Origin of the sequence: Klebsiella huaxiensis, from assembly GCF_003261575.2 — a bacterium.
GTDB lineage: Bacteria > Pseudomonadota > Gammaproteobacteria > Enterobacterales > Enterobacteriaceae > Klebsiella > Klebsiella huaxiensis.
The window spans coordinates 2,837,838-2,864,383 of record NZ_CP036175.1 but is presented as its reverse complement, the minus strand read 5'-3'; the positions used below and the strand labels follow the sequence as shown (position 1 = coordinate 2,864,383).

Here is a 26,546-nt window from a genome sequence, read left to right as displayed (position 1 = left end):
TAAGGAGATAAATAAAATGACAATGGAAATGATTCTGGCGCTGGGCATCCTGGTGCTGATGATAGTGCTTATCATGTCGGACAAGATGGCCTTTGGCGCACCACCGCTGCTCGCCTGTCTTTTACTGGTGGTGACCGGGCTCTCCAACGTTCAGCAAGCCTTTGCCGGTTTTGTGAACTCAAGTGTGATTATGATCGCCGGGTTTATGGTGGTAATGGCGGCGCTCCAGAAAACGCGCCTCATCGGCAACGTGAAATCCTCAATGGTGAGCCTGGTCAATAAAGGCAGCTACAAGAGCTATGCGCTGCTGCTGGTAATTGTGATGATTGGTGCAAGCCTGGCGGGTACCGGTTCAACCGGTTACTACGTGCTGATTCTGTCGCTGGTTTCGACAATCCCCTACAGTAAAAAGCTGCCGACCTCAAAGCTGATGATGCCGTTGGGTTTTGCGACCAACCATCCATTAATTCCGATTAACGTCGCACTGCTGTTTGGCGTCACCGCCACGGTGCTGCAAACCGCGGGAATCACCGAAGAAGTTTCGATGGTGAAATTCGCGCTGGTGAATCTGGTGATGTCGCTGGCGTTTCTGGCCTGGTGCCTGATCTCGTATCGTTTTTTGCCCGATCACCCGATTGCCGATGCGTCTGAGGAAGCGATGTCGGTACGGGAAGAGGAAGCCATCACCCTACCCGCGTGGAAAGAGTACTGCACCGTGGGGGCATTTGCCATCAGCGTTGTCGGTATGATGCTGATGAATCAGTTGGGTAATATCGCCTATGTGGTTCCGGGTCTTGCCGCCGCTTTTGTGATGATGATTAACGTCGTCGACTTCAAAGAGGTGCGCGATCATATGGGCGCGCCGGTTATTCTGATGATGGCGGGGGTTATCGGCGTCGCCGATGCGCTGGCCGGCACCGGCTTTACGGCGATGGTGGGTGATGCGGTAGCTGGCGTTCTCGGCGCTAACGTTTCGCCGTTCCTGTTTATTTTTATCTTTGCGCTGCTGACCAGTACATGTTCCACATTTACCGGCTCCAACATGGGTTCAGTGTATATCTTCGCGCCCATTGCTATCGCCGCCTGTACCAGCCTCGGCCTCAACCCGACCGCTGCCGCCATCGCGGTAGTCATTTCGGGCTGGAACGGCGGCTATATGCCAATTGACGGTATGCCGGCGATGATACTGGGAATGGGAAAATATAAGCTGCCGGAGTTCTGGATATTCTCCGTGCCGATGTACTTAATTCGTATTCTGGCATTGTGCATCGGCGCTATCGTGATATTTCCGATGTAATTATCAAATAAGAGCAGTTGTCGTATGACCCGCTAGTGGCTCTGGTTTTTCGTTGAGTACGCAGCACTCTTTTGCCCGTACCCCCTACGGACACGGGATCGGCATAATTTTTTGCCGATCCCACATTATTTCCATTATCCGTATTCGCTTATACCCTAAATAATTCGAGGTGCAGGACAAGGCACTCGTGCCTTGAACAGCGCTTGCGACGGCCCGTCAGGGCCAGGCACATGGATGTGCCGAGTAATCCGCAGCCAACACATCTGCAGCTTGAAGTATGACGGATATATTTAGCGCAGCGCTATCGTACCGATTAAATAGGTTGTCGCCTGGCCGCCAATCAGCACCCGGTCGCCCTGCCACTGGCAGCGTAGATCGCCACCGCGAGCGGATACTTGCCGCGCCTGCATCTCCGTTTTACCGAGCTTCTCGCCCCAATACGGGATCAACATGCTATGGGTCGAGCCGGTCACCGGGTCTTCCCACAGCGACTCTCCCGGGCAAAAGAAACGGCTGACAAAATCATACTCATCATCTGCTGCGCTAATACAAATCATTTTCCCCAGGCGCTGAAGCTGGTGCATATCCGGCTGTACCGCTTCTACCTGCTGACGATCGCGTAAGATCACCAGGTAATCGCGAGCCACGCGTACTTCCTGCACTTCGCTTAGCCCCAGACCGGCAAGCAGGTCCGCTGGTGGCTGTTCGACGACCGTCGTCGCCCATGCCGGAAAATCCAGCGTCAGCCAGTCGCCGCTGCGCGTCACGCTGAGCTCGCCAACAAAACGGGTACTAAAGACAATCGTTGATGACGGATGGTCGAGATACTCAAAGATGACGTGCGAAGCCGCCAGCGTCGCGTGACCGCAAAGGTTGATTTCATACTGGGTGGTAAACCAACGCAGCTCATATCCTTCATCAGTACGGACAAAAAACGCGGTTTCCGACTGATTGTGCTGCTGCGCCATTTTCAACAACGTTTCGTCCGGCAGCCATTCGGTGAGCGGGCAAACTGCCGCCGCGTTGCCGCCAAAGTTATGGTCACTGAACGCATCGACCAGATAAAAGTTAATTTCCTGCATTATTCTGCCCTTTCATTTTTTTTACTTATCGATAACATGACATAAATGCAGTAAATGCACACGTTCTATAGAGAAATTAATCTGTTAGCGCCTTTTACCCGACCAAAAAAAAATGAGACGCACGTCACAAAATGATTGTATTTTCAGCAGCAATCGTTTTAAGATCGTGCCACTTCTTTCCTCTTAGTAACCAGCCCTGAACTTATGATTACAGACACGGTTTCACGCAAGGTCGCGTGGCTTCGCGTAGTCACGCTTGCGATTGCGGCATTTATCTTTAATACCACCGAATTTGCGCCCGTGGGCCTGCTGTCGGATATCGCCGACAGTTTTGGCATGGAAACGGCACAGGTTGGGATCATGCTGACCATCTACGCCTGGGTCGTCGGCCTGATGTCGCTGCCCTTTATGCTGTTGACCAGCAAGATGGAGCGCCGTCGTCTGCTGGTTGGACTGTTTATTCTGTTTATTGCCAGCCACGTGCTGTCGTTTCTGGCATGGAACTTTAACGTTCTGGTCATCAGCCGTATCGGCATCGCATTCGCCCATGCAGTGTTCTGGTCAATCACCTCGGCGCTGGCTATCCGTATGGCTCCCGCAGGTAAACGCGCTCAGGCTTTGAGCCTGATTGCCACCGGTACCGCGCTGGCGATGGTCTTTGGTATCCCGATTGGGCGCATCGTCGGGCAATACTTTGGCTGGCGTACTACCTTCCTTGTCATTGGTGTGGGCGCGCTGATAACCATGGCTTGCCTGATTAAACTGCTGCCAAAACTGCCGAGCGAGCATTCTGGTTCGTTAAAAAGCCTGCCGGTACTGTTCCGTCGTCCGGCGCTGCTCAGCATTTATTTACTGACGGTGATTGTGGTGACTGCGCACTACACCGCCTACAGCTATATTGAACCGTTTATTCAGACGGTCGCCGGTTTAAGCGGTAACTTTGCCACCGTGCTGCTGCTGACCCTGGGCGGCGCGGGCATTGTCGGCAGTATCTTGTTTGGTAAGCTCGGTAACCGCCATGCATCCGGCTTGATTAACGCCGCAATTGGCCTGCTGCTGGCGTGTCTGCTCCTGCTGTTGCCCGCATCGCATAACGCCAATCACCTGATGCTGCTCAGCGTCTTCTGGGGCGTGGCAATCATGATTATCGGCCTTGGAATGCAGGTGAAAGTGCTGGCGCTGGCACCAGATGCCACCGACGTGGCAATGTCGCTGTTCTCGGGGATCTTTAATATCGGGATCGGCGCGGGCGCGCTGGTCGGCAGCCAGGTCAGTACCCATCTGTCGATGGCGTCGATTGGTTACGTCGGCGCTATCCCAGCCCTCGTGGCGCTGGTGTGGGCGGTGATGATTTTCCGCCGTTGGCCGGTCTCACTGGAAGATCAGCAGCCACATCACTCCTGATAGCGCAGATTAAAAAAAGCCTGCCGATTGGAAGATCGGCAGGCTTTTTTATGTTTCCATTCTGTCCATGCAAAAAACAATCAGGCGTGATAAGTGGAGACAATCTCCAGCACACCATTGATAATAAACTGCACGCCCATACAGACCAACAGGAAGCCCATCAGGCGGGAGATAGCCTCGATGCCGCCCTTACCCACCAGACGCATAATCGCCCCGGAGCTGCGCAGGCAGCCCCACAGGATGAGTCCGACCAGCGCAAACGTCACCGGCGGAGCCACCATCACCACCCAATCAGGAAAGTTAGCGCCGTGCTTTACCGTCGACGCAGAGCTGATGATCATCGCAATGGTCCCTGGACCTGCGGTACTTGGCATCGCCAGCGGGACAAAAGCAATATTGGCCGTCGGTTCGTCTTCCAGCTCTTCTGATTTCAGTTTGGCTTCCATCGAATGATGCGCTTTCTGCTGCGGGAACAGCATGCGGAAACCGATAAAGGCGACGATCAGCCCCCCGGCAATACGCAGCCCAGGAATCGATATACCGAAGGTGTTCATCACCACCTGTCCGGCATACCATGCAACCATCAGAATAGCGAACACGTAGACTGAAGCCATCAGCGATTGACGGTTACGCTCGGCATTGTTCATATTCCCGGCAAGGCCAAGGAAAAGCGCCACGGTGGTCAGCGGGTTTGCCAGCGGAAGGATCACGACCAGCCCCAGGCCTATCGCTTTAAAGAGATCCATCATAGAAAATTAAGGTCCTGTAAGTGTTGGATTATCAAAAAATGACGCGCTCTGAGTATATCGTTTGCCGTCAGGTTGTTGCCAGTTTCCAGCAGAACGCATTCGTCATTCAGTAAAATCATAAGACAGCAATGTGAAATAGAGTGACCTGAGTCACAACGATTCGTTTTAGCAAATCGTGGCATCGGCCAATCAATCAGTTTGACTTATATTTGCCTAGGCAATAATATCCCCAGCAACTAAATCATTGCCTGGGCAACCATTGTGAAAAGTACGAGCGACCTGTTTAACGAAATGATCCCTCTTGGCCGCTTGATCCAAATGGTTAACCAGCAGAAAGATCGCCTGCTCAACGACTACCTCTCACCGATGGATATTACGTCCACCCAGTTTCGGGTGCTCTGTTCCATTCGTTGCGAAGTGTGTATTACCCCCGTAGAGCTGAAAACCGTGCTCTCGGTCGACCCAGGCGCAATGACGCGCATGCTCGACCGTCTGGTCTGTAAAGGCTGGATTGAACGGTTACCCAACCCCACTGACAAACGCGGCGTACTGGTGCAGCTAACAGCAGACGGCGCAGCCCTTTGTGAGCATTGTCATCAGGTTGTGGGTCAGAAATTGCACCAGGAACTAACAAAAAATCTGTCGGCAGATGAAGTGGTCACTCTTGAGTATTTGCTCAAAAAAGTTCTGCCGTAATAAGAAGAGGTAAGATGATGTCCAGACGCAATAACGACGCCATCACTATCCATAGTATTTTGTCGTGGATTGAGGATAACCTGGAATCGCCCCTGTCGCTGGAGAAGGTTTCAGAGCGCTCAGGTTACTCCAAGTGGCACCTGCAAAGAATGTTTAAGAAAGAGACTGGTCACTCGCTGGGCCAGTATATTCGCAGCCGTAAGCTGACTGAAATTGCGCAGAAGCTCAAGCAAAGCAACGAGCCGATTCTATATCTGGCCGAGCGTTATGGCTTTGAATCGCAGCAAACGCTGACGCGGACTTTCAAAAACTATTTCGATGTGCCGCCGCACCAGTATCGCATTACCAACGTACCGGGCGAGTCACGCTACCTGCTCCCACTAAATAACTGTTGTTAACCGCCTGCAAAAAGACGTATTGAGGAAATCATGAAATTATTCGCTTCCGCCGCCATCGTGCTATTGGCACTGGTCTCCAGCCAGAGTTTCGCGGAGCAAACCACCACTCCGGTTCGTCACAACAATCGGGATGCGATGATTATTCCTTCCGAACATAATGATTCGCCGTTTGATTTCAATCACATGGCTTCTGGCAGTGATAAATCAGATGAATTAGGCGTGCCGTATTACAACCAGCAAGGCCTGTAAAATCCCTTTTAGCCCCGGCAACGGGGCTTTTTTTTTATCCTCGCGCCATGCCCGGACGCACGATCCGCAGGCCAAATACGTTGATATACAGCCCGGCCATAATTAGCACCGCACCCAGCAGTTGCAGGTGGTTTAGCGTTTCGCCAAGCAGCAGCGCGGCGCTGGCCATCCCGACCACTGGCACCAGCAGCGACAGCGGCGCCACGCGCCAGGTTTCATAGCGTCCGAGTAGCGAACCCCAGACCCCATAGCCAACAATGGTGGCGATAAACGCCAGATACAGCAGCGATAGGATCGTCAGCAGATCGATGTGCAGCAGACTTGCCGCCATCACCTGAGGGCCGTCGAGGAGCCACGATGCCAGCATAAACGGCAGCACCGGGATCAGCGCGCTCCACACCACCAGCGACATAATCGGCGGTCTGCTCTCGTGCGACATGATTTTCTTGTTGAAAATATTGCCGCAGGCCCAGCTCAGCGCCGCCGCCAGCGTCAGCATAAAACCCACCAACGGCACATGCTGGCCGCCAAGACTGGCTTCCACCAGCACCAGCACACCAAAAATCGCCAGTGCGATCCCCGCTACCTGTTTGCCCTGCAACCGTTCACCGAAGACAAATGCCCCGAGAATAATGGTGAAGAAAGCCTGAGCTTGCAGCACCAGCGATGCCAGCCCGGCAGGCATGCCGAGATTAATAGCGCAAAACAGGAAGGCAAACTGACCGAAGCTTATCGTCAGGCCATAGCCCAGCAGCAGGCGCAGCGGAATTTTCGGCCGGGCGACAAACAGCAAGGCAGGGAACGCCACCAATAAAAAACGCAGTCCGGCCAGCATCAGCGGCGGCATGTTATGCAGCCCCATCTTAATCACCACGAAATTCAGCCCCCATACCACGACCACCAGCAATGCCAGCAGCCCGTCTTTACGCGTCATACCCTGCCTCGGTTGTTATTGGAATTTTGTGAACAAAATCAACATACCGAATAATTCACCCGACGCATAGATCATTATTTTCGGTAGGGCATTTGTCTTCTTTTCATCACCGATGGGAACTATACAAGCCTCAGTTAGCGTGCTATTTGTGATCGGGACAACAAAAATAACATCACATCAGGCAAGGAAAAAATGATACTGACACTCAGGCGCTCAACTGCGGCGCTGCTGGCTTCGTCGTTGCTGTTAACTATTGGTCGTGGCGCAACGTTACCTTTTATGACTATCTACCTCACCCGCCAGTACCAACTGGAGGTAGATAAAATCGGCTATGCGCTGTCAACTGCATTGATCGTCGGCGTGTTGTTCAGTATGGGGTTTGGTATCCTGGCCGATAAGTTCGACAAAAAACGTTATATGACCATCGCCGTACTGGCGTTTATTGGCGGCTTTGTGGCGATCCCATTGGTTAATAGCGTGGCGCTGGTGGTGTTCTTCTTCGCGCTGATTAACTGCGCTTATTCCGTGTTCTCGACCGTGTTAAAAGCCTGGTTCGCCGACGTGCTGTCGCCGGAAAAGAAGGCGCAGATTTTTTCGCTCAACTATACCTTTCTCAATATTGGCTGGACCGTCGGGCCACCCATCGGCACCCTGTTAGTGATGCACAGCATCAATCTGCCGTTCTGGCTGGCGGCGGGCTGCGCGGCGCTGCCGCTGGTATTTATTCAGCTGTTCGTCCAGCGCACCAGCGCCGCGATTGCTGAGGATAATGCGGTCCAGTGGTCGCCTTCGGTGCTGCTGCGCGATCGCGCGCTACTGTGGTTTACGCTCTCCGGCCTGCTGGCGTCATTTGTCGGCGGCTCTTTCGCTTCCTGTATTTCCCAGTATGTGCTGGTGGTAGCGGACAGCGATTTTGCTGAAAAAGTGGTTGCCGTGGTACTGCCGGTCAACGCCGCCGTCGTGGTGGCGCTGCAGTACGCGGTCGGCCGTCGCCTCACCGCGCGTAATATTCGCCCGCTGATGACCTTTGGTACGGTCTGTTTTGTGCTCGGACTGGGCGGTTTTGTTATTTCCGATAATAGCCTGCTGCTGTGGGGCCTCTCTGCCGCCGTCTTTACGCTCGGTGAAGTGATCTACGCGCCGGGTGAATATATGCTGATCGATAACATTGCTCCGCCGGGCATGAAGGCCAGCTACTTTTCCGCCCAGTCGCTGGGCTGGCTGGGAGCGGCTTTTAACCCGATGCTGACCGGGACAATTCTGACCCATCTGCCGCACTGGTCGCTGTTTGCAATATTGATGCTCGCTATTATTGCCGCCTGGCTGATGATTTTCCGCGGCATGAACGTGCGCCCGTGGAACGGAAATGCGGTCGCCAGCGCGTAAACCCAGGCACTGCGCGGCTGTCAGGTTGCTGTCGTGTCTCTGTCGGGTTCCGATCGTGGTGCCCGACAACCTTATAGATAACACTCCGTCTCAGGTTTTCACCCGGAGATAGAAATGATGAACAGCAATAATCAGGTTAAACAATTGCGTTTGCAGCGCGCCTGGTCACAAGAGCAGCTTGCCGAACTTACCGGGCTCAGCGTGCGGACCATTCAGCGTATTGAGAACGGCGATCGTCCAGGTCTGGAAACGCTGAGCGCTCTCGCGGCGGTATTTGAAGTGAACGTCGCCGAGATTAGCGGCGATTCATCTGCAGGGCATGAAGAGTCGCTGGATTTACGTATTGAAGAAGCTAAAGAGCGCGTTGAGCGCGAGAGTCGGTTTTATCGATCGCTGACGGTGGCGGTGGTGGTCTGCGCTCTGCTGGCGGTGTTGAACTGGCTCACCGGTTCCGAGAGTTACTGGTCCGCATGGGTGGCGATTATCTGGGGGTCGCTGCTGGTGGTCAAAGGGTTGCGCTTGTTTGTGTTTGGCGAATGGATTAGGAACTGGCGGCAGGCGCGCTTGCAGCGGCTGTTGCGCAAGTAGCCTTTTGAACGACTCTGCGCATTTTCCCGGGGGCGGCGCTTAACGCGCCTTGCCCGGGCTACGGGTCCGTGCGATGTGAAGCTATGTCGCCCGGACAGATGCGCGGCATGGCCTCCGGGAAATTCGCCCATCCTCTGCGTGCTTGCCCGGGGGCTGTGCTTAACGCGCCTTGCCCGGGCTACAGGTTCGTGCGATGTGAAAGTTTGTAGCCCGGACAGATGCGCGGCATCGCCTCCGGGGAATTCGCCCATCCTCTGCGTGCTTTCCCGGGGGCGGCGCTTAACGCGCCTTGCCCGGGCTACGGGTCCGTGCGATGTGAAAGTTTGTAGCCCGGACAGATGCGCAGCATCGCCTCCGGGGAATTCGCCCATCCTCTGCGTGCTTTCCCGGGGGGCGGCGCTTAGCGCGCCTTGCCCGGGCTACAGGCTCGTGCGATGTGAAAGTTTGTTGCCCGGACAGATGCGCGGCATCGCCTCCGGGGAATTCGCCCATCCTCTGCGTGCTTTCCCGGGGGCGGCGCTTAGCGCGCCTTGCCCGGGCTACAGGCTCGTGCGATGTGAAAGTTTGTAGCCCGGACAGATGCGCAGCATCGCCTCCGGGGAATTCGCCCATCCTCTGCGCATTTTCCCGGGGGCGGCGCTTAACGCGCCTTGCCCGGGCTACGGGTCCGTGCGGTTTGGTATTCGGGAATGGCTAGATGGTGACCATTCCGCGCACGCCTTCGGCTTCCATATCGCTGCCGTTACCCTGCTGAATAATGGCCCCACGCGACATCACCAGGTAGCGGTCCGCCAGCCCGGCGGCGAAATCATAGAACTGCTCAACCAACAAGATCGCCATATCGCCGCGATTCGCTAGCTGGCGGATAACCTCGCCGATCTCCTTAATCACCGATGGCTGAATACCTTCCGTCGGCTCATCAAGGATCAACAGCTGCGGGCGGCTGGCCAGCGCGCGACCAATCGCTAACTGCTGCTGTTGACCGCCAGAAAGATCCCCTCCGCGCCGCTGCTTCATGGTTTTCAGTACCGGAAACAGCTGATAAATCTCTTCCGGTACCGTCCGCGCGTCGCGAGCGGGAAAGCGCGATAGCCCCATCAGCAGGTTCTCTTCTACCGTCAGGCGCGGAAAAATCTCGCGCCCTTGCGGAACGTAAGCGATCCCGGACTGCACCCGCTGATGTGGTTTGCGCTGGGTGATATTTTTCTCCTGCCACAGCACTTCGCCGCTACGCGCCGGAATAAGCCCCATCAGGCACTTTAGCAAGGTGGTTTTTCCCACTCCGTTGCGCCCGAGAAGGCAGGTTATCTCTCCCTGACGAGCGGCAAAATCCACACCGCGCAGAATATGGCTGCCGCCATAGTATTGATGTAGCTGATTAACCTGTAACATCTGCGCTCCTTAGCGTCCGAGATAAACTTCTATCACCTGTTCGTTGGCCTGCACTTCGCGCAGCGACCCTTCCGCCAGTACCTGCCCCTGATGGAGCACCGTCACCCGGTCGGCGATGGTCTCGACAAACCCCATATCATGCTCGACAACCATCAGCGAATGCTGCCCGGCCAGGGTGCGGAACAGCTCGGCGGTATACTCCGTTTCAGCGTCGGTCATCCCGGCTGCGGGTTCGTCCAGCAGCAGCAGGTGCGGCTCCTGGACCAGCAGCATACCGATCTCAAGAAACTGCTTTTGCCCGTGCGACAACAGTCCGGCCGGTCGAGAACGTTCGCCCTCCAGCCGCAGCAGGCGTAAGGTTTCGCTGATTCGATCGGTCTGCTCGCTGTTCAGGCGCGCCCGCAAGCTGGCCCACACCGACTTATCGCCCTTCATCGCCAGTTCGAGGTTTTCCGCGACCGTCAGTGCCTCAAACACCGTCGGTTTCTGAAATTTGCGCCCAATACCCTGACGGGCGATGGCGATGGGATCGAGGGTCATTAAATCTACCGACTGATCGTAAAGCGCCCTGCCGCTCTGCGGGCGGGTTTTACCGGTGATCACGTCCATTAACGTGGTTTTTCCGGCGCCGTTAGGGCCAATTACGCAGCGCAGTTCACCCACGCCAATTTGCAGCGACAGATTAGTCAGCGCCTGAAAACCATCAAAGTTGACGTTAATCTCTTCCAGTTGCAAAACCGGGTCGGTTTGCTCACGGAATCTGTCCGTCGGCAATTGACGGGTAAAAAGTCCTTCGTCCGGTTGCATCAGCGGTCTCCTTTACGCAGCAGGCCAATCACTCCGCGCGGTAAAAATAGGGTCACGATAATAAAAATCAGCCCAAGAAAGAGCTGCCAGTATTCCGGCATCGCCACGGTAAAGTAGCTTTTCGCGCCGTTGACCAGCCCTGCACCGAGTACCGGACCAATTAAGGTCCCGCGGCCCCCCAGCGCCACCCAAATCGCCGCTTCAATAGAGTTGGTTGGCGACATTTCGCTGGGGTTGATGATCCCAACCTGCGGCACGTATAACGCGCCCGCCAGGCCACACAGCACCGCGGAAAGCGTCCAGACCAATAGCTTAAATCCGCGCGGGTCGTAGCCGCAGAACATCAGGCGGTTTTCGGCGTCGCGCACCGCCGTCAGCACGCGGCCAAATTTGCTTTGCGCCAGCAAATAGCCAATCCACAGGGTGAGCAACAGTAGCAGTACCGTCGCCATAAACAGCGCCGCCCGGGTGCTGATAGCGGTGACGGGGAAACCGAGTAGCGTGGTAAAGCCGGTAAAACCGTTATTACCGCCAAAACCGGTTTCGTTACGGAAAAACAGCAGCATTCCGGCGTAGGTCAGCGCCTGAGTCATTATTGAAAAATAGACCCCTTTGATTTTCGAGCGGAAGGCAAACCAGCCAAAAACCAGCGCTAATAAACCGGGTACCAGCACCACCAGCAGCATCGCCCAGGCAAAATGCTGGGTGCCCCACCAGAACCACGGCAGTTCGCTCCACGATAAAAACGACATAAAGGCTGGCAGCCCGTCGCCCGCCGCCTGACGCATCAGGTACATGCCCATGGCATAACCCCCGAGGGCAAAAAAGATCCCGTGGCCGAGGGAGAGCATTCCGGCGTAGCCCCAGACTAAATCCAGCGCCACGGCGACAATCGCGTAGCAGAGGATTTTACCGGTGAGCGTCAGCAGCCAGGTGGAAACCGCCAGCGGATGTGTGGCGGGCAATAACGCCAGAAACGGCATACTCAGCAGGCCCAGCAATAACAGAACACCGAGCCACTGCAGCGGGCGCGGCGCTTTGCGCGCCAGCGTTAAGGTAATGGGTTGGCTCATCAGTCAATAACCCTCCCTTTGAGAGCGAACAGTCCCTGCGGACGTTTCTGAATAAACAGGATAATCATCACCAGGATCAGGATTTTGCCCAGCACCGCGCCCATCTGCGGTTCGAGGATTTTGTTAAAGATCCCAAGGCCAAACGCCGCCGCCACGCTCCCGGCCAGCTGTCCGACGCCGCCGAGCACCACCACAAGGAACGAATCGATAATATAGCCCTGACCGAGTTCCGGCCCGACGTTGCCGAGCTGCGACAGCGCCACGCCGCCCAATCCGGCAATGCCGGAGCCGAGGCCAAACGCCAGCATATCCACACGCCCGGTAGGCACTCCGCAGCAGGCCGCCATCGCGCGGTTTTGCGTCACCGCACGCACGTTCATCCCCAATCGCGTTTTATTCAACGTCAGCCAGGTGAACAGCAGCACCAGCAGCACGAAAGCCAGTACCGCCAGCCGGTTCCACGGCAGGATAAGGTTTGGTAAAACCTGCACGCCGCCGGAGAGCCACGCCGGGTTAGCCACTTCGACGTTCTGCGCGCCAAATAGCATCCGCACCAGTTGGATCAGCATCAGGCTGATACCCCAGGTGGCAAGCAGCGTCTCCAGCGGGCGTCCGTAAAGATGGCGGATAACGGTACGCTCGAGCACCATGCCAATGCCGCCAGTCACCATAAACGCGACCGGCAGCGCAATCAGCGGATAAAAAGCCAGCCACTGCGGAGCCAGCTGCGCCAGCGCCTGTTGAACCAGCCAGCAGCTGTAAGCGCCAATCATCAGCATCTCCCCGTGAGCCATATTGATGACCCCCAGCAGACCATAGGTGATCGCCAGACCAAGTGCGGCAAGCAGTAAAACAGAGCCCAACGACAGCCCCATAAACGCCTGACCAAGAAGATCGCCCAGCAGCAGGCGATGCTGGATTTTGCTCAGGCTCTCCTGCGCCGCCGCGCGAATCGCCGGGTTGGGTTCATGTTGTGGGTCGGTCAGAGGCGTCAGCAGTGCCTGGGTTTCCGGATCGCCAGAATGACCGAGCAGTTCAATAGCCGCCAGCCGCTGCGCGGACTGCGGGCTGGCAAGCTGCAGGCGAGCAAGCGCAATTTCCAGCTGCGATTTTAGCGTGCTGTCGCTTTCCACCGTCAGACGCTGCTGTAAAAGACCCGCCATCTCTGGCGTCGCTTCGCGCTGAAGCGTTTTTACCGCCGCGCCCCTTTCCGTGACGTTGTCACTTACCAGCAAATGGGTAGCCAGCGCCCCTGCCACCAGATTACGCAGGCGGTTGGTCAGGCGTACGGGTTTTGTTGTACCGTCAGGAGTTGAGGCCGCGCCTAACGCAAGCAGGTTTTCGCCCTGCTTGATGAAAGCGTGACCGCTATTATCTGATTGTAATGTTTCACTTTTCAGCGCCCGTAGCAGCGGTAAACGTGGTGCTTGCGGTGCGGCGGCCCACTGTTCAAGCAGTTGGGCCTGCTGGCTACGGTTGGCGGCTACGAAATCGTCGGCGTCCGCTGCCTGCGCTCGCCACGGCATCAATACCATCAGCAGCGCGAAGTAACTCATGAGGCGCAATGCGTTCATGGTCGTTCTCCTTTCTCGGGAAATCCGGGCTCCGGGCCCGGACGACAGAATCCATCACCCCGGCGCTGTGCCGGGGTTTAACGCTTAGTTGCTGGCGCTTTTTATCGGGTGATCGGGCTTCTTATCGTTACCGGCGATCCACGGGCTCCACGGCTGAGCGCGTACCGGCTCTTCGGTCTGCCAGACCACGTTAAACTGACCGTTGCTTTCAATTTCGCCAATCATCACCGGTTTGTGCAGATGGTGGTTGGTGGCGTCCATGGTCAACGTAAATCCCGACGGCGCTTTGAAGGTCTGACCGGCCATCGCCTCGCGTACCTTGTCCACGTCGGTGGTGCCCGCTTTGGTCACCGCCTGCGCCCACATATGCAGGCCAACCCAGGTCGCTTCCATCGGGTCGTTGGTCACCACGGTGTCGGCATTCGGCAGCTTGTGCGCTTTGGCGTAAGCACGATAATCGGCAACGAACTGTTGGTTGGTTGGGTTATCCACGGATTCGAAGTAGTTCCACGCCGCGAGGTTGCCCACCAGCGGTTTTGTGTCAATGCCGCGCAGCTCTTCCTCGCCGACGGAGAACGCCACTACCGGCACATCGGTCGCTTTCAGCCCCTGGTTAGCCAGCTCTTTATAGAACGGGACGTTGGAATCGCCATTGATGGTGGAGACCACTGCCGTTTTGCCGCCAGCGGAGAATTTCTTAATGTTGGCGACGATAGTCTGGTAATCGCTATAGCCGAATGGGGTGTAGACCTCTTCGATATCTTTATCCTGAATACCTTTGGCGTGCAGGAAGGCGCGGAGGATTTTGTTGGTGGTGCGCGGATAGACATAGTCGGTGCCCAGCAGGAAGAAGCGTTTCGCCCCACCGCCGTCTTCGCTCAGCAGATATTCCACCGCCGGGATCGCTTGTTGGTTTGGCGCCGCGCCGGTGTAGAAGACGTTTGGCGACATCTCTTCGCCTTCATACTGCACCGGGTAGAACAGCAGGCCGTTCAGCTCTTCGAATACCGGCAGAACCGATTTACGCGATACTGAGGTCCAGCAACCGAACACCGCAGCGACCTTATCCTGCGTCAGCAGCTGACGCGCTTTTTCAGCAAATAACGGCCAGTTTGACGCAGGATCCACCACCACCGGCTCCAGCTTTTTCCCCAGCACGCCGCCTTTGGCATTGATGTCATCGATAGCCATCAGGGCGACATCTTTTAGCGGAGTTTCGGAAATCGCCATCGTCCCGGAGAGCGAATGCATAATCCCGACTTTAATGGTGTCGGCGGCATAAACCTGGAAAGAGATGCCCATGCTGATCACAGAGGCGGAGAGTGCAAAAGCTTTTAATAATGTTCGACGCTGCATGTGTTTCACTCCTGAATAGCGCAAAAACAAAAAATGAATTAACGACTAACAGGAAGTGATAAGGCAAAAACGGTGCCAGGTTGTTCAGTGGCCTTAAAGCGCGGCGGGAGGCGTGGGGAGAGGAAAATAATGGGCAGCGCTGCCTCAAAATAGTGCAGCGCTGCGCTAAGAAGAGAAATTACCAGACCTGTTCGGCGATATTAGTAACCAGACGGACTTTGTCCCACTGCTGAGCCTCAGTCAGGGAATTCCCCTCTTCGGTGGAAGCAAAACCGCACTGTGGACTGAGGCAAATCTGTGCCAGCGGGACGAATTGCGCCGCTTCCTGTAAGCGTGCTTTCACGCCCTCCGGGTTTTCAAGTTCACCGTTTTTGGTGGTGATCAGCCCCAGTACGACCTGCTGATGACCGGGACGAATAAAGCGCAGCGGCGCGAAATCACCGGATCGGTCGTTATCGTATTCAAGGAAAAAGGCATCGATATTGACGCCGCCAAATAGCACTTCCGCCACCGGCTCGTAGCCGCCTTCGGAGATCCACGTCGAGCGGAAATTACCGCGACACACGTGCAGCCCGATAGTCAGATCCTCCGGCTTTCCTTCCAGGGCCTTATTCAGGACACGAGCGTAGGTGCGCGCCAGTTCGTCCGGGTCTTCACCGCGATCGCGAACCTGTTGACGCTGTTCATCAGAGCACAGATAGGCCCAGACGGTATCATCCAACTGCAAATAGCGGCAGCCCGCATCGTAGAAGGCGCGGATCGCATCGCGCCAGGTGGTCGCCAGGTCATCAAAATAGTCGGCAAGGTCCGGGTAGACGGTGGCGTCGATATCTTTGCGCCCACCGCGGAAATGCAGCACGCTCGGGCTGGGAATGGTCATCTTCGGCTGCGCGTTGCCGCTGATGCTTTTCAGGTAACGGAAATCTTCCAGCATCGGATGATCGCCAAAGGCCAGTTTGCCTGTGACGCGAACCCCGTGCGCTTTAGTCTGTACCCCGTTGAACTGGATGCCTTTTTCAGAATCGTAGCGCTCAACGCCCTGTAAGCCATCGAAGAAATCAAAGTGCCACCACGCGCGACGGAACTCACCGTCGGTCACCACATGCAGCCCGCACTCGCACTGCTGTTGCACCAGATGGCGAATGGCCTCATTTTCAACCTGACGCAGTTGCTGCGCATCAATGGTGCCAGCGCTGAGCTGCTGACGGGCCTGTTTAATGGCGTCCGGGCGTAAAAAGCTGCCGACGATATCTGCGCGGAACGGGGCCTGATGACGTTGCATGGTGTCTCCTTAGCAGCGGGCAAGGTTAGTTGCCCACCGTGATAGTTCACTATTTGAATTTATAGACTTCTGGATGGCTATATGTCCAGATACTGTCATGCAGACCGTTCAGCCGCAAACGAGAATAATTCATGGCACATGAAATATATTCATTTTGCGAACGGCAATCCTTCATCTTCCCAGCCGGTCAGGCCGCCGAGCATCATTTTGACTGGACGCCCCAGCAATGCCAGCTTCATCGCGGCAACGTCTGCCCCGTTGCAGTGCGGCCCGGCGCAGTACACAACAAACAACGTCTCCTCAGGCCACTGTGCCATTCTCTCTTCATCTATCTGCCGGTGCGGTAAATGCAGCGCGCCGGGAAGATGACGGCGAGCAAATGTTTCCTCGCTGCCGACAACGTGCAAGAGAACAAAGTCGGGACCGCCGTCACGTATCGCGCTATACACATCGGCACAGTCGGTTTCAAGACTGAGCTTATGACGAAACCAGGCAGCGGCATCTGTAGAACTGGCAGGGGCAATCGCGGTTACAACACTCATGGCATCTTCTCCTTGTCTGTGATACCACTACTTTAATTAACCTCCAGCACGACATCTGCCGCTCACCATGACTGAAAACGTTGAAATCATGACAACCTCATCCGTGACGTTGTCACGCCACCAGGTAGTTGCCCTCGCCTACGACGGGCTATGTACTTTTGAATTTGGCGTTGCGGTAGAGATTTTCGGCCTGTCTCGCCCGGAGATGGGCGAACGTTGGTATCGCTTTGCCGTGGCCGCCGTCGATGAAGGCGAACTGCGGGCTACCGGCGGGATTCGTCTGATGACCGACGGCGGCATGACATTGTTAAACGAGGCGGATACCATCGTGGTGCCCGGCTGGCGCGGTATCGACGCCCTCGTTCCGCCTGCACTGTGCGAAGCACTGGTCACGGCACATAGACGAGGCTGTCGGATCATTTCTATTTGCTCCGGAGTCTTTGTTCTGGCCGCCGCCGGGTTGCTTAACGGACGCCAGGCAACAACCCACTGGCGCTATACCGAACAGCTCCGCGCACGATTTCCTCTGATTGAGGTGATCGACGATGTGCTGTACGTCGGCGCAGAGGGAGTGATGACATCCGCAGGAAGCGCTGCGGGCATCGATCTGTGTTTACATCTGGTACGGGAAGATTTTGGTGTCGAGGCGGCGAATACCGTCGCGCGGCGTTTAGTGGTTTCCCCTCATCGCGACGGCGGCCAGGCGCAACAGATTGTGCGCCCGGTGGCCAAAGCGCGCGAGAGTCAGCGGCTCGGACAACTATTCGATTTTCTGCATCAGAATCTCGCCGCCAGCCATACCGTTGCCTCGCTGGCGGAAAAAGCCGGTATGGGGCCGCGCACGTTTTTGCGCCGTTTTGAAGACGCCACTGGCAAAACCCCTGCCCGCTGGCTGCTTGATGAGCGCCTGCTGCGCGCTACACAGCACTTAATCCATAGCCGGCTGAGCGTTGAGCAGATTGCCGAGCTTTGCGGTTTTTCCAATGCCAGTACCCTGCGCCACCATTTCCGTCAGCAGTTTGGTCTTAGTCCGCTGCAGTACAGGAAGACGTCACTCGCTGACAGGAAAGTGGTGTAACCTTTCATCAGAAATAGTCACTCCCGGCAATTTGTTAAGCGTTTGTTTAGATTAACCGGGTTATGATGTATCCAACAACCGTAAACCTGTTCAATGAGGACGACTTAGCGCAAAGCAAAACTAATGGAGGTTAATCATGCTGGGAAATATGCATGTATTTGTGGCAGTTCTGGGAACCATTGTGTTCTTTGGATTTCTTGCCGCATATCTAAGCCACAAATGGGACGACTGATGAACACCGATAATCCCCACCCGTAAACGCCCCCTGCTGCTGATGCACCAGGGGGCGTTTTTGTTAGCGTCGTTATTTCTTTGTAAAGCTCTTAACTGTCGTTTTTCTGTAACCCTTGGTTAAATAACAATTTAGCCATTAGTTATGGGTACTAGCTTAATTGATATCCTTAACTGGATATCTTTATTCTACTTGATCTCTGGTCCGTGCCATTCAAGTTTATCTCTCATTTTTTCCGGAACCAAAGAGAACAGAGAAGAAATTCTCTTTAATTGATGCTCGTATAAGAAACTTTTCTTTTCACTACAGTCCTCATAGTACCAGCGAGCATTTTTATTTAAAAAACAAATATCTAAATCATTAAAATCATTAAAATCATTAAAATCATTAAAATCATTAAAATCATTAAAATCATTAAAATCATTAAAATCATTAAAATCATCATACTTCAACAGTAAGTAAAACTCATGTATAAGCTGGGATTCATAATATACAGACCTATCCCTTGCTTTAAAAAAAACACCATGAGTGGACACGCCTCTTATTTGCAATAAGCTCCCTTGAAGGATGTCTAAGTATATATCTTTTTTTCCCATAACATAATCCCTTGTGTAGTTTCCCTTGAGGGATACCTCAAGGGAATTGTTTATTTTCTCACTGGGAATGATTTAGAAATGCCCACATAATTTGCATTATATGTCCACGACTCATTTTTGATCAATAGATTTATATAGTGAGGGTTCCCTGTTTTTGCGATCCTGCATGGTTTGGCCTGCCTTTGAGCCCTATTTTACCGCTCTGAATAAGCAACTGCTGGAGCTGTACCGCACCAGAGATCTATCGGAATATAAAACAGCCCGCAGCACAGATTGACCGGAACCTTATCATCCGCGAGAAAAGTAATCTCGGTAGCATCGTCGCCACTCTGGGGCTGAAAGAAATAACGCAGGGGATGCTGGTCCGCAAACTGTGCTCGTACACCACGACCAATGCAACCCTGCTGGCACTATTCGAATATGGCCGGCTGATCCGCCGAATCTATACGCTAAAGTATCTGCGCGATCCGCAGTTGGAACGCAACATCCGGCGCACCCAGAACCGGATTAAATATTATCACCAGTGGCCTGGCAACACATTTTGCTGAACGGGCATTATAACTTCCAAATCAATAATGAGGTTATTGATCTAGATGCGCTGGTAGCTGGGCTTAAACTGGGATAATAGAAAAATCTGGGGTTCCGACATAGAACCCCAATATCATTATCTAAGTCCAATCCTCATAGCCGTTTTCATGAATCCAGACAATTCCGGCCGGACAATTTTCACTTAGAAACCAAAATCCCTCAAATGCATCACAATTCATATCATCCTCAGTTTTAGGAAAAGCCATTTCAAAAACTTCGATCTGCTTGTCGATGCTTCCTGAGAGAAACTTCCCGTGGCGAGCAAGTTTGATCTCACCATCCTCCAATAAACGCCAAATGAACCAGATATAAAGCGCTTTTTCTTCTTGATAAGTTAGCTTATAGGCGCCATCGACACTCTCTGGGTCGATATTTTTCCATAACATAGTCGTAGAAGCCCCTCGCAGCAACTCTTTCCGGTCCTGATATTGTTTTTCGGTTAAATAATGCATCTAACTCCCCCCAGACATGTGTCATTCATTTTTAATATATTCTCTCAACCATGGCCAAGGGAAACATTAGTTATTAAAAAGGTCATGCCAATTAGAACCTTTGCCACTCCTCGACTCATAATATTTATCCACATCTATTGATATCCATTGCCCGTTATCTTCTATACTCATTTCTCTTACCAGAATACCTTGTTTACCAGTCACATGGTCCTTTTCCAATAGACCTATCAACTTTACATGATGAAATAAGCGAGAGTTCCCCCCTCCATACAAACTGACATTAGCCTCCAGATTATCAGATAGACTTTTATTTTTCACCGCCAATGATGGGGCTTTAGTATAATCCTCACCATAATCTAATCCAATAACATAAAGACCACCATCATCCAGATAAACAATGTAACCCTCAAATATTATTTCTTGCTCATCAAACGGAGAGCAAATTAACTCATCTATATTTTTCATTTCAATGTCACTCCATTAAAATTCATCGCTTTTTCAAGAATAATCTGCACGTATGCCAGTCGCACCATTAAAAGTTCTGCGCTGATACCCGCGACCACCGCATGGCTTAGGACTCTGTCCAGCAGGTCGAGAATCTCACCGTTATCGCCAATCAGCCCGGCCCCTTCGGCATTAATCTGGTTTCCAATATTCGCCAGCAGGGCGTTAGTCAGGTTATCCTTAAAACCGCCGCCATTAATAGTGGTATTCAGAGTGGAGCTGATAACCGACTACCCGTCCACGCGCTGGACAACTTTCCCCCGTTCTGAACGCTGCCACTGCGTAGCGGATTGCCATTGCTTCAAAACATCTCAAAGATTGTTATCGTGAGTTCGTATATACCCCTGCTCACGCAGGCGAATCAGGCTCTCCTCGCTGGCGCAAACCATTCCCGTCGTGAGCAGCTCAAAACCAAAGCGGCGATAGAAGTCTATTTTATCCACAACCGAGTAGATAAAGGTTTTACCAAACGGCTGCAGTTCATTGCTGACCGCCTGCATCAGCTGCTGCCCGTATCCCTTTCCCTGGCAGCGTGGGACAACCGCAACATCCGCCAGATAGCTGCACCAGGTCAGGTCGCTAATGGCTCTCGCCACCGCAATCAGCTGCCCATTTTCATAACCAAACCAGCAAAAAGTACTATGGCGAAAGGCCCGCTCAACTAATGCGACGTCTCTTTGATTAAGACCTGCGGCGGCGATAATAGCCGCGACTGCATGCCAGTCCACCTGCTCCAGATGCTCTTTACCGACCAGTTTCATCATCACTTTGTCTCCCAGTTTATCCGCACTCAGAGTAGAGCATCTATGCCTAACCTCACAAAGATTTCACTCACTTCCTCATCGTTGGTATACTGCAAATTATTTGACCTATGACAAAACATAATTTGGCCCATGACAACGAAAACTAGCTACTCAACGGAGACATCTCAACCATGAACCCACTTACAGAAGCGCCTGGCCCAACCACTCAACCGCAACATGACATGCACAACCGCTGGCCACGTGCGCAGAGCGTTGAGGATTTCCGCAAGAATCTTCAGGCAGTGCAACGGCGCATACACGGGGCATGCCAGCGTAGCCATCGTGACCCGTCAACGGTCAGGCTCCTGCCGGTCAGCAAAACGATGGATGAAGCGCATATTCGCCTTGCGCACCAGGCGGGTTGTTTAATGCTGGGAGAAAACAAAGTTCAGGAAGCCTGGAGTAAATCGCAGGCGATGGCAGATCTCACGGAACTAAAATGGTCGGTTATCGGCCATCTGCAATCGAATAAAGCGAAGCTGGTCGCCAAATTCGCCAGTGAATTTCAGGCACTTGATAATCTGCGTACTGCTGAGGTCCTCGACCGTCGACTGCAAGCTGAGGGGCGTACGCTTGACGTTTTTGTGCAGGTCAATACTTCTAACGAAGCCAGCAAATATGGGCTCGCGCCAGACGAGGTTGAGTCCTTTTTATGTCAGCTGAAAAACTATGAAAACCTCAAGGTACTCGGGTTGATGACGCTGGCTGAATTTAGCACCGATGCCGAACGCGTCAGAGCCTGTTTTATTCGCCTGCGATCTCTGCGGGATCGTCTGTGCGAAGTTGCCCCCTGCGGTTATCAGCCACGAGAGCTTTCTATGGGGATGTCCGGTGATTTCGAAATCGCCATTGAGGAAGGTGCAACGGTGGTGCGGGTCGGACAGGCAATATTCGGTGCGCGAGCGCTGCCTGATGAGTATTACTGGCCGCAGGAAAGCTAGCCATCTCGACAGCATTTTATGCTACTCACAAAACTATAACCCTCGAGAATTTGTTAACCACCGACATGAAAAACAGCGTATTTATGCTTATGAAAGGTCAAATTATCACCTAATCACAGCATTAAATAAAATATACTCTTGCCCGTTGGCCAGAAAACGGGCAAAAAAAACCGCCAGGTTGTTGGCGGTAAATAAATGCTTGCATGGATAGATTGTTTTTACGTTCAGAGCATTAATCACTCTGCTTACGTCTTTTCATTACGCTATCACACGTTTCTTCAATGAAAGCTAAACGAAGCCGTTGCTCAAAGTTTTTCCACCAGCGTTTTTATTTGCGCGATTAACTGCGCCTTCCCATCTTCCGCCTCAGCCGCGCAAGGCCAGGTTGAGTGGCGGATGATCAACCGCGTGGGCAGCAGTTCGCGTATCCTTAACTGCGGGGAGGCCATCAGTTGGATCAACAGCTCGACCGCCCTTCTTCCCAGTACATTAAAATCCTGAGCGACGGTGGTGAGCGGCGGCTGGAAGTAGAGGCTATCCGCCGTATCATCGTAGCCGGTAACGGAAATTGCCTGGCTACCGGTGCGATTAAGCTGCGCTAGAGCGCTCAGCACCCCGAGCGCCATCTGATCGTTTGCCACCACGATCGCGCTGATACTGGGATGCTGATGCAGCAGTTCAAAGGTTTTATTCCAGCCGCTAGCTGCGCTCCAGTCGCCAAACACCGTCACCGCATTGCTGACCCCCAGACGGTGTAGCGCCTCGCGCCAGCTGCTCAAGCGCATCCGTGCCGAGACCGAACTCTCCGGCCCGGCGAGTAATCCGAACTCGCGATGCCCTGAATCCCACAGATGGCGCACGCAGGCTCCGCAGCCGTCGCGGTGATCGAAGCGCACGCAACACACTTCGGTCTCCGGCGAAACGTCAAGGAACAGGCAGGAAATATCCGGGTTCTCCTCTACCAGCCGCTCCGCCAGGCTGCTTTCCAGCGGCAAGCTGATAATCGCTCCGCGAATGTGCTGGGCGCGAAACTCATTCAACCGCGCCTGCAGTGACGAATAATCGATCTGTGCCGGCATCGCAATCGACACCTCCAGCTGATGTGAAGCGGCATAACTTTTTACCGCCGCGGCGATTTGCGAAGGCGCGTGCAGAGTCAACGAAGCAGTAATGAGCCCAATCGACGGCGCGGATTTTCCCGCCAGCAACTGCGCAGAGCGGTTCGGCACATAGTGCAATGCCTGCATCGCGCGGATCACTTTGTCGCGGGTTCGTTCAGAAACAACCTTCGGATTATTAAGTACTCGAGAGACCGTCTGCTGAGAAACCCCGGCCTCGCAGGCCACATCTTCTAACGTTGCCAAACGGCGCTGCATCGCCCGCTCCTTCTGCCTGAAACCAAAATGTCGTCCGCTAACATTCTATGTTTAAAAGACGACAAGAATCAGCCATTTTTCTGGCATTTCGTGATCGCCAGTGGGTTTCAATTTCGCCAATATTGCGGCCTAAGTGAAAATATCTGATAACGAAACCATTCTTGTCTAGCGAATGACATTTTCTCACTTATCCGTCAGGTATGTGTATGCAACAACATGACTCTATCTCTACCGCAGGAGCGACGTTTAATGAAGTAATTGCCGGGGAAGACTGGCAAAACCAGACCATTACTCACCTCAACCGCTTAGCGGCCCACCCGACTTTTGCCAGCTGGATCAATGACGATCTGCCGGGTTGTCGCAGTACCGCGCAGTTAACAGAAACGGACCATTGGCACTGGATGAAGCCGGAAGACGGCGTCTGGATCACCCTCGATGGCCAGCATATGGGCATCGGCGGCGATGACTCCTGGACGCCAGGCGTACAACAGCAATGGCTGCTGCTTGAGACACAATGGCAATATCGATTAACTCTTCATTTCCAATAATAATCGGGGGCGAAAGCCCCCAACCTTACAGGCATAATAAGATGGAATATTCACAATGAAACTCTCTGAACTCGCGCCCCGAGAACGGCATAACTTCTTTTACTTTATGCTGTTCTTTTTCTTCTACTATTTCATTATGTCGGCTTACTTTCCCTTTTTCCCGGTGTGGCTGGCGGAAGTTAACCATTTAACCAAAACCGAAACGGGGATCGTTTTCTCCTCAATTTCGCTCTTCGCCATTATCTTCCAGCCAATATTTGGCTTGATTTCAGATAAGCTTGGGCTACGCAAGCATCTGCTGTGGACCATCACAGTTTTATTAATCCTGTTCGCGCCATTTTTTATTTTCATCCTCTCACCGCTATTGCAGATGAATATCATCGCGGGCGCGCTGGCGGGCGGGATTTACCTGGGGATCGTATTCTCCAGCGGCTCCGGGGCAGTAGAAGCCTATATTGAACGCGTCAGCCGCGCTAACCGTTTTGAATACGGTAAGGTTCGCGTCTCCGGCTGTATCGGCTGGGCGCTATGTGCATCAATCACCGGCATTTTATTTGGTATTGATCCCAACATTACTTTCTGGATCGCCTCCGGCTTTGCGCTGATCCTTGGCGTGCTGCTGTGGGTATCAAAACCGGAAAGCAGCAATAGTGAGCAAGTTATCGACGCGCTGGGTGCTAATCGCCAGGCCTTCTCCATGCGCACCGCCGCGGAACTGCTGCGGATGCCACGTTTCTGGGGCTTCATCATTTATGTCGTTGGCGTCGCCAGCGTCTATGACGTCTTCGACCAGCAGTTCGCCAACTTCTTTAAAGGCTTCTTCTCCAGCCCGCAGCGTGGGACCGAAATCTTTGGCTTCGTCACCACTGGCGGGGAACTGCTTAATGCACTAATCATGTTCTGCGCACCGGCTATTGTTAACCGAATTGGTGCCAAGAATGCCCTGTTGACCGCCGGACTGATTATGTCAGTGCGTATTTTAGGATCGTCTTTTGCTACCTCGGCGGTGGAAGTGGTTATCTTAAAAATGCTGCATATGTTTGAAGTTCCGTTCCTGCTGGTGGGCACCTTTAAATATATCTCGTCGGCCTTTAACCCAAAACTCTCTGCCACGCTGTTCCTGATTGGTTTTAATTTATCGAAACAGCTTTCGGGCGTTGTGCTGTCAGCGTGGGTTGGGCGGATGTACGATACCGTTGGCTTCCATCAGGCTTATCTGATCCTCGGTTGTATTACCCTGAGCTTTACGGTTATCTCACTATTTACCCTGAAAGGTAGTAAAACGCTCCTCCCGGCAGCGGCATAAAATAGATGCCGCCGGAAATAACCCGGCGGCACATCTGCACCAATTTATAATTTCTCTGTTTTGTAGGCCGGATAAGGCGTTAGCCGCAATCCGGCAACTCGAATTACTTAGGGTATATATCTTCGTCAGAGAGGCATCTCTCCTGTAATCCGCGTCTCTCCATCGCTATTTTCCAGCGCATAAATTCGCGCTTCGGCCATTGAGGAAATTAATTCGGAAAGCTCGGCAGAATGGCTGGTCAACCAGATTTGGCTATAGCGAGACGCTTCAACAATTAATCTGGCAAGAGCCGGAAACATCTGGTGGTGCAGGCTGTTTTCCGGCTCATTGATCGCCAGAAACGCCGGTGGACGAGGGCTCAATAACGCCACCGCCAGGCACAGGAAACGCAGCGTGCCGTCGGACATCTCGGAGGCCAGTAAAGGCCGGTAAACACCGTTACGCCGCATCTTCATTGAGAAACGTGAATTCTCATTCTCACAATAGAATGTGCATTGCGGAAAGGCCTCGCCGAGGATCTCATGCAGCAGTTCCTCCGCGCCGATTTCCACAATAGTCTGAAAGGCGGCAGCAAGATTATGCCCATTGCTATCAAGCACCGGCGAGCGGTAGCCGACCGCCGGTTGGCGCAGCGGCGAGTGCCTGCCAATATTGAACTCGTGATAAAAACGCCAGCGACGCATGGTCTCCCTGACCCGAGAGACCTCCGGAAAGCGATGCGGTTCACCCAATTGACCAAAGATGGATTCGTTTTCATAAATAGTATCGGTGAAGGTGCTTTTTTCACCGTTAACATCTACCAGAAACGCGGCCTGATTTTTGCGCTGTAGCACGCGCGATGAAGGTCGTCTGGAAAAGCCCGCCAGCCAGATAGACTCCTCTTTGACGATTGGGTCCAGCACGAACTGGGTCGGATAAGGCAGTTTTTCCGGAAAACCGACTTGTAACTCATAGTCGAACTCATCGGTCAGACAGGCAATCTGCAGCCGTCGCGGAAAGCGGTCCGTTGGCGCACTCGGCCCTGACCACATAATATTTTCCAGTCCGCCCTCATCACTGATATAGCCGGAAAATTGTCCGTCGGCAGAGGCGGTTAACAGATGAATAGCTTTGTAGATATTGGACTTGCCGCAGCCGTTGGGGCCGAAAACAATGTTCAGCGCGCCCAGCTCCAGCTCGATATCCCTGACCGATCTGAAGTTTTTAATGCGGATGTGGTTAATCATAGCGTTTCCGAAGCGTGCAAAGGCGTATCGCTATACTGTATCGGAGGCGGGAGGAAAACGAAACATGACCCAACCGGACGACAGATA

Annotated in this window: 27 protein-coding genes and 3 pseudogenes; 13 read left to right on the top strand and 17 right to left on the bottom strand. The window is 53.5% G+C overall.

Going from position 1 to position 26,546, the window contains the following annotated elements; translation table 11 throughout:
• Positions 1 to 16 precede the first annotated feature (16 nt).
• A complete protein-coding gene (locus DA718_RS13800) occupies positions 17 to 1,297 on the top strand; it encodes an SLC13 family permease (protein WP_112214273.1) in 1,281 nt (426 codons plus the stop codon).
• Positions 1,298 to 1,587: 290 nt separating this feature from the next.
• Here DA718_RS13800 and DA718_RS13795 read toward each other — a convergent pair whose 3' ends face one another.
• The gene (locus tag DA718_RS13795; RefSeq protein WP_112214274.1) at positions 1,588 to 2,379 is read right to left on the bottom strand and encodes a PhzF family phenazine biosynthesis protein; all 792 of its coding nucleotides are present in this window, start codon (positions 2,377 to 2,379) and stop codon (positions 1,588 to 1,590) included.
• A 204-nt stretch (positions 2,380 to 2,583) separates the two neighbouring features.
• On the opposite strand from DA718_RS13795, the gene DA718_RS13790 reads away from it, so the two are divergent.
• The gene (locus tag DA718_RS13790; RefSeq protein WP_112214275.1) at positions 2,584 to 3,783 is read left to right on the top strand and encodes a sugar transporter; all 1,200 of its coding nucleotides are present in this window, start codon (positions 2,584 to 2,586) and stop codon (positions 3,781 to 3,783) included.
• An 80-nt stretch (positions 3,784 to 3,863) separates the two neighbouring features.
• Here the strand turns inward: DA718_RS13790 and DA718_RS13785 are convergent, their stop codons facing one another.
• Positions 3,864 to 4,532: a MarC family NAAT transporter gene (locus DA718_RS13785; RefSeq protein ID WP_112214276.1), complete on the bottom strand. Its 669-nt coding sequence runs from the start codon at positions 4,530 to 4,532 to the stop codon at positions 3,864 to 3,866.
• A gap of 261 nt (positions 4,533 to 4,793) precedes the next feature.
• On the opposite strand from DA718_RS13785, the gene marR reads away from it, so the two are divergent.
• From marR to marB, 3 genes are read left to right on the top strand one after another with little or no spacing between them, the layout of a single operon-like run.
• Positions 4,794 to 5,228 carry a multiple antibiotic resistance transcriptional regulator MarR gene (gene marR / locus DA718_RS13780; protein ID WP_110274127.1) on the top strand — a complete coding sequence of 145 codons (435 nt, stop codon included), beginning with the start codon at positions 4,794 to 4,796 and terminating at the stop codon, positions 5,226 to 5,228.
• 17 nt (positions 5,229 to 5,245) lie between these two features.
• Positions 5,246 to 5,626 carry an MDR efflux pump AcrAB transcriptional activator MarA gene (gene marA, locus DA718_RS13775; RefSeq protein ID WP_004102351.1) on the top strand — a complete coding sequence of 127 codons (381 nt, stop codon included), beginning with the start codon at positions 5,246 to 5,248 and terminating at the stop codon, positions 5,624 to 5,626.
• Positions 5,627 to 5,656: 30 nt separating this feature from the next.
• Positions 5,657 to 5,875: a multiple antibiotic resistance protein MarB gene (marB, locus tag DA718_RS13770; protein WP_112214277.1), complete on the top strand. Its 219-nt coding sequence runs from the start codon at positions 5,657 to 5,659 to the stop codon at positions 5,873 to 5,875.
• Between the two features lie 34 nt (positions 5,876 to 5,909).
• Here the strand turns inward: marB and eamA are convergent, their stop codons facing one another.
• On the bottom strand, positions 5,910 to 6,809 hold the full coding sequence (eamA, locus tag DA718_RS13765; RefSeq protein WP_112214278.1) for an O-acetylserine/cysteine exporter: 900 nt from the start codon (positions 6,807 to 6,809) through the stop codon (positions 5,910 to 5,912).
• A gap of 192 nt (positions 6,810 to 7,001) precedes the next feature.
• Between eamA and ydeE the strand changes: the two genes are divergently transcribed.
• Together ydeE and DA718_RS13755 are read left to right on the top strand one after the other, a co-directional pair.
• Positions 7,002 to 8,195: an efflux MFS transporter YdeE gene (ydeE, locus tag DA718_RS13760; RefSeq protein ID WP_112214279.1), complete on the top strand. Its 1,194-nt coding sequence runs from the start codon at positions 7,002 to 7,004 to the stop codon at positions 8,193 to 8,195.
• A 117-nt stretch (positions 8,196 to 8,312) separates the two neighbouring features.
• Complete coding sequence (locus DA718_RS13755; protein WP_112214423.1) at positions 8,313 to 8,783, top strand: helix-turn-helix domain-containing protein; 471 nt, start codon at positions 8,313 to 8,315, stop codon at positions 8,781 to 8,783.
• A 693-nt stretch (positions 8,784 to 9,476) separates the two neighbouring features.
• Here DA718_RS13755 and urtE read toward each other — a convergent pair.
• From urtE to DA718_RS13720, 7 genes are all read right to left on the bottom strand, one after another.
• Positions 9,477 to 10,175, bottom strand: a complete 699-nt coding sequence (gene urtE / locus DA718_RS13750) for an urea ABC transporter ATP-binding subunit UrtE (RefSeq protein ID WP_112214280.1) — start codon at positions 10,173 to 10,175, stop codon at positions 9,477 to 9,479.
• Positions 10,176 to 10,184: 9 nt separating this feature from the next.
• Positions 10,185 to 10,982: an urea ABC transporter ATP-binding protein UrtD gene (gene urtD / locus DA718_RS13745; protein ID WP_112214281.1), complete on the bottom strand. Its 798-nt coding sequence runs from the start codon at positions 10,980 to 10,982 to the stop codon at positions 10,185 to 10,187.
• A complete protein-coding gene (gene urtC / locus DA718_RS13740; RefSeq protein WP_110274120.1) occupies positions 10,982 to 12,055 on the bottom strand; it encodes an urea ABC transporter permease subunit UrtC in 1,074 nt (357 codons plus the stop codon). The genes urtD and urtC overlap by 1 nt, the downstream gene beginning before the upstream one ends.
• Entirely contained in the window at positions 12,055 to 13,629 is a 1,575-nt protein-coding gene (gene urtB, locus DA718_RS13735) for an urea ABC transporter permease subunit UrtB (RefSeq protein ID WP_112214282.1), read from the bottom strand. Before urtB ends, urtC begins: the two co-directional genes overlap by 1 nt.
• A gap of 84 nt (positions 13,630 to 13,713) precedes the next feature.
• The gene (gene urtA / locus DA718_RS13730; protein ID WP_110274118.1) at positions 13,714 to 14,985 is read right to left on the bottom strand and encodes an urea ABC transporter substrate-binding protein; all 1,272 of its coding nucleotides are present in this window, start codon (positions 14,983 to 14,985) and stop codon (positions 13,714 to 13,716) included.
• Between the two features lie 178 nt (positions 14,986 to 15,163).
• Positions 15,164 to 16,267: a cobalamin-independent methionine synthase II family protein gene (locus DA718_RS13725; RefSeq protein WP_112214283.1), complete on the bottom strand. Its 1,104-nt coding sequence runs from the start codon at positions 16,265 to 16,267 to the stop codon at positions 15,164 to 15,166.
• Positions 16,268 to 16,416: 149 nt separating this feature from the next.
• Positions 16,417 to 16,809, bottom strand: coding sequence for a rhodanese-like domain-containing protein (locus DA718_RS13720; RefSeq protein ID WP_112214284.1), 393 nt, complete (start codon positions 16,807 to 16,809; stop codon positions 16,417 to 16,419).
• Positions 16,810 to 16,876: 67 nt separating this feature from the next.
• On the opposite strand from DA718_RS13720, the gene ftrA reads away from it, so the two are divergent.
• Positions 16,877 to 17,887, top strand: coding sequence for a transcriptional regulator FtrA (ftrA, locus tag DA718_RS13715; RefSeq protein WP_112214285.1), 1,011 nt, complete (start codon positions 16,877 to 16,879; stop codon positions 17,885 to 17,887).
• Positions 17,888 to 18,023: 136 nt separating this feature from the next.
• Positions 18,024 to 18,119: a protein MgtS gene (mgtS, locus tag DA718_RS13710; RefSeq protein WP_112214286.1), complete on the top strand. Its 96-nt coding sequence runs from the start codon at positions 18,024 to 18,026 to the stop codon at positions 18,117 to 18,119.
• 188 nt (positions 18,120 to 18,307) lie between these two features.
• On the opposite strand, the gene DA718_RS13705 is transcribed toward mgtS, so the two are convergent.
• Positions 18,308 to 18,715: a hypothetical protein gene (locus DA718_RS13705; RefSeq protein WP_112214287.1), complete on the bottom strand. Its 408-nt coding sequence runs from the start codon at positions 18,713 to 18,715 to the stop codon at positions 18,308 to 18,310.
• 153 nt (positions 18,716 to 18,868) lie between these two features.
• Between DA718_RS13705 and DA718_RS13700 the strand changes: the two are divergent.
• Positions 18,869 to 19,340 (top strand): annotated as a pseudogene (locus tag DA718_RS13700) (Tn3 family transposase); the annotation flags it as partial.
• 43 nt (positions 19,341 to 19,383) lie between these two features.
• Here the strand turns inward: DA718_RS13700 and DA718_RS13695 are convergent.
• From DA718_RS13695 to DA718_RS13680, 4 genes and pseudogenes are all read right to left on the bottom strand, one after another.
• Positions 19,384 to 19,689, bottom strand: coding sequence for a DUF596 domain-containing protein (locus DA718_RS13695; protein ID WP_112214424.1), 306 nt, complete (start codon positions 19,687 to 19,689; stop codon positions 19,384 to 19,386).
• Between the two features lie 132 nt (positions 19,690 to 19,821).
• Positions 19,822 to 20,220, bottom strand: a complete 399-nt coding sequence (locus DA718_RS13690) for a hypothetical protein (protein ID WP_112214288.1) — start codon at positions 20,218 to 20,220, stop codon at positions 19,822 to 19,824.
• Between the two features lie 71 nt (positions 20,221 to 20,291).
• A pseudogene (locus DA718_RS31050) lies at positions 20,292 to 20,516 on the bottom strand (DUF637 domain-containing protein); the annotation flags it as partial.
• A 54-nt stretch (positions 20,517 to 20,570) separates the two neighbouring features.
• Entirely contained in the window at positions 20,571 to 21,023 is a 453-nt protein-coding gene (locus tag DA718_RS13680) for a GNAT family N-acetyltransferase (protein ID WP_112214289.1), read from the bottom strand.
• A 170-nt stretch (positions 21,024 to 21,193) separates the two neighbouring features.
• Between DA718_RS13680 and DA718_RS13675 the strand changes: the two genes are divergently transcribed.
• Positions 21,194 to 22,003, top strand: a complete 810-nt coding sequence (locus tag DA718_RS13675) for a YggS family pyridoxal phosphate-dependent enzyme (RefSeq protein ID WP_227016003.1) — start codon at positions 21,194 to 21,196, stop codon at positions 22,001 to 22,003.
• A 305-nt stretch (positions 22,004 to 22,308) separates the two neighbouring features.
• On the opposite strand, the gene DA718_RS13670 is transcribed toward DA718_RS13675, so the two are convergent.
• The gene (locus tag DA718_RS13670; RefSeq protein WP_112214290.1) at positions 22,309 to 23,379 is read right to left on the bottom strand and encodes a LacI family DNA-binding transcriptional regulator; all 1,071 of its coding nucleotides are present in this window, start codon (positions 23,377 to 23,379) and stop codon (positions 22,309 to 22,311) included.
• A 362-nt stretch (positions 23,380 to 23,741) separates the two neighbouring features.
• Here DA718_RS13670 and DA718_RS13665 point away from each other — a divergent pair.
• Positions 23,742 to 23,927: pseudogene (locus tag DA718_RS13665) on the top strand (beta-galactosidase small subunit-related protein); the annotation flags it as partial.
• Between the two features lie 55 nt (positions 23,928 to 23,982).
• A complete protein-coding gene (locus DA718_RS13660) occupies positions 23,983 to 25,233 on the top strand; it encodes an MFS transporter (RefSeq protein WP_112214291.1) in 1,251 nt (416 codons plus the stop codon).
• Between the two features lie 125 nt (positions 25,234 to 25,358).
• Here DA718_RS13660 and DA718_RS13655 read toward each other — a convergent pair whose 3' ends face one another.
• Positions 25,359 to 26,459 (bottom strand): AAA family ATPase, encoded by a 1,101-nt coding sequence (locus DA718_RS13655; protein WP_112214292.1) that lies wholly within the window; start codon positions 26,457 to 26,459, stop codon positions 25,359 to 25,361.
• Positions 26,460 to 26,546 lie beyond the last annotated feature (87 nt).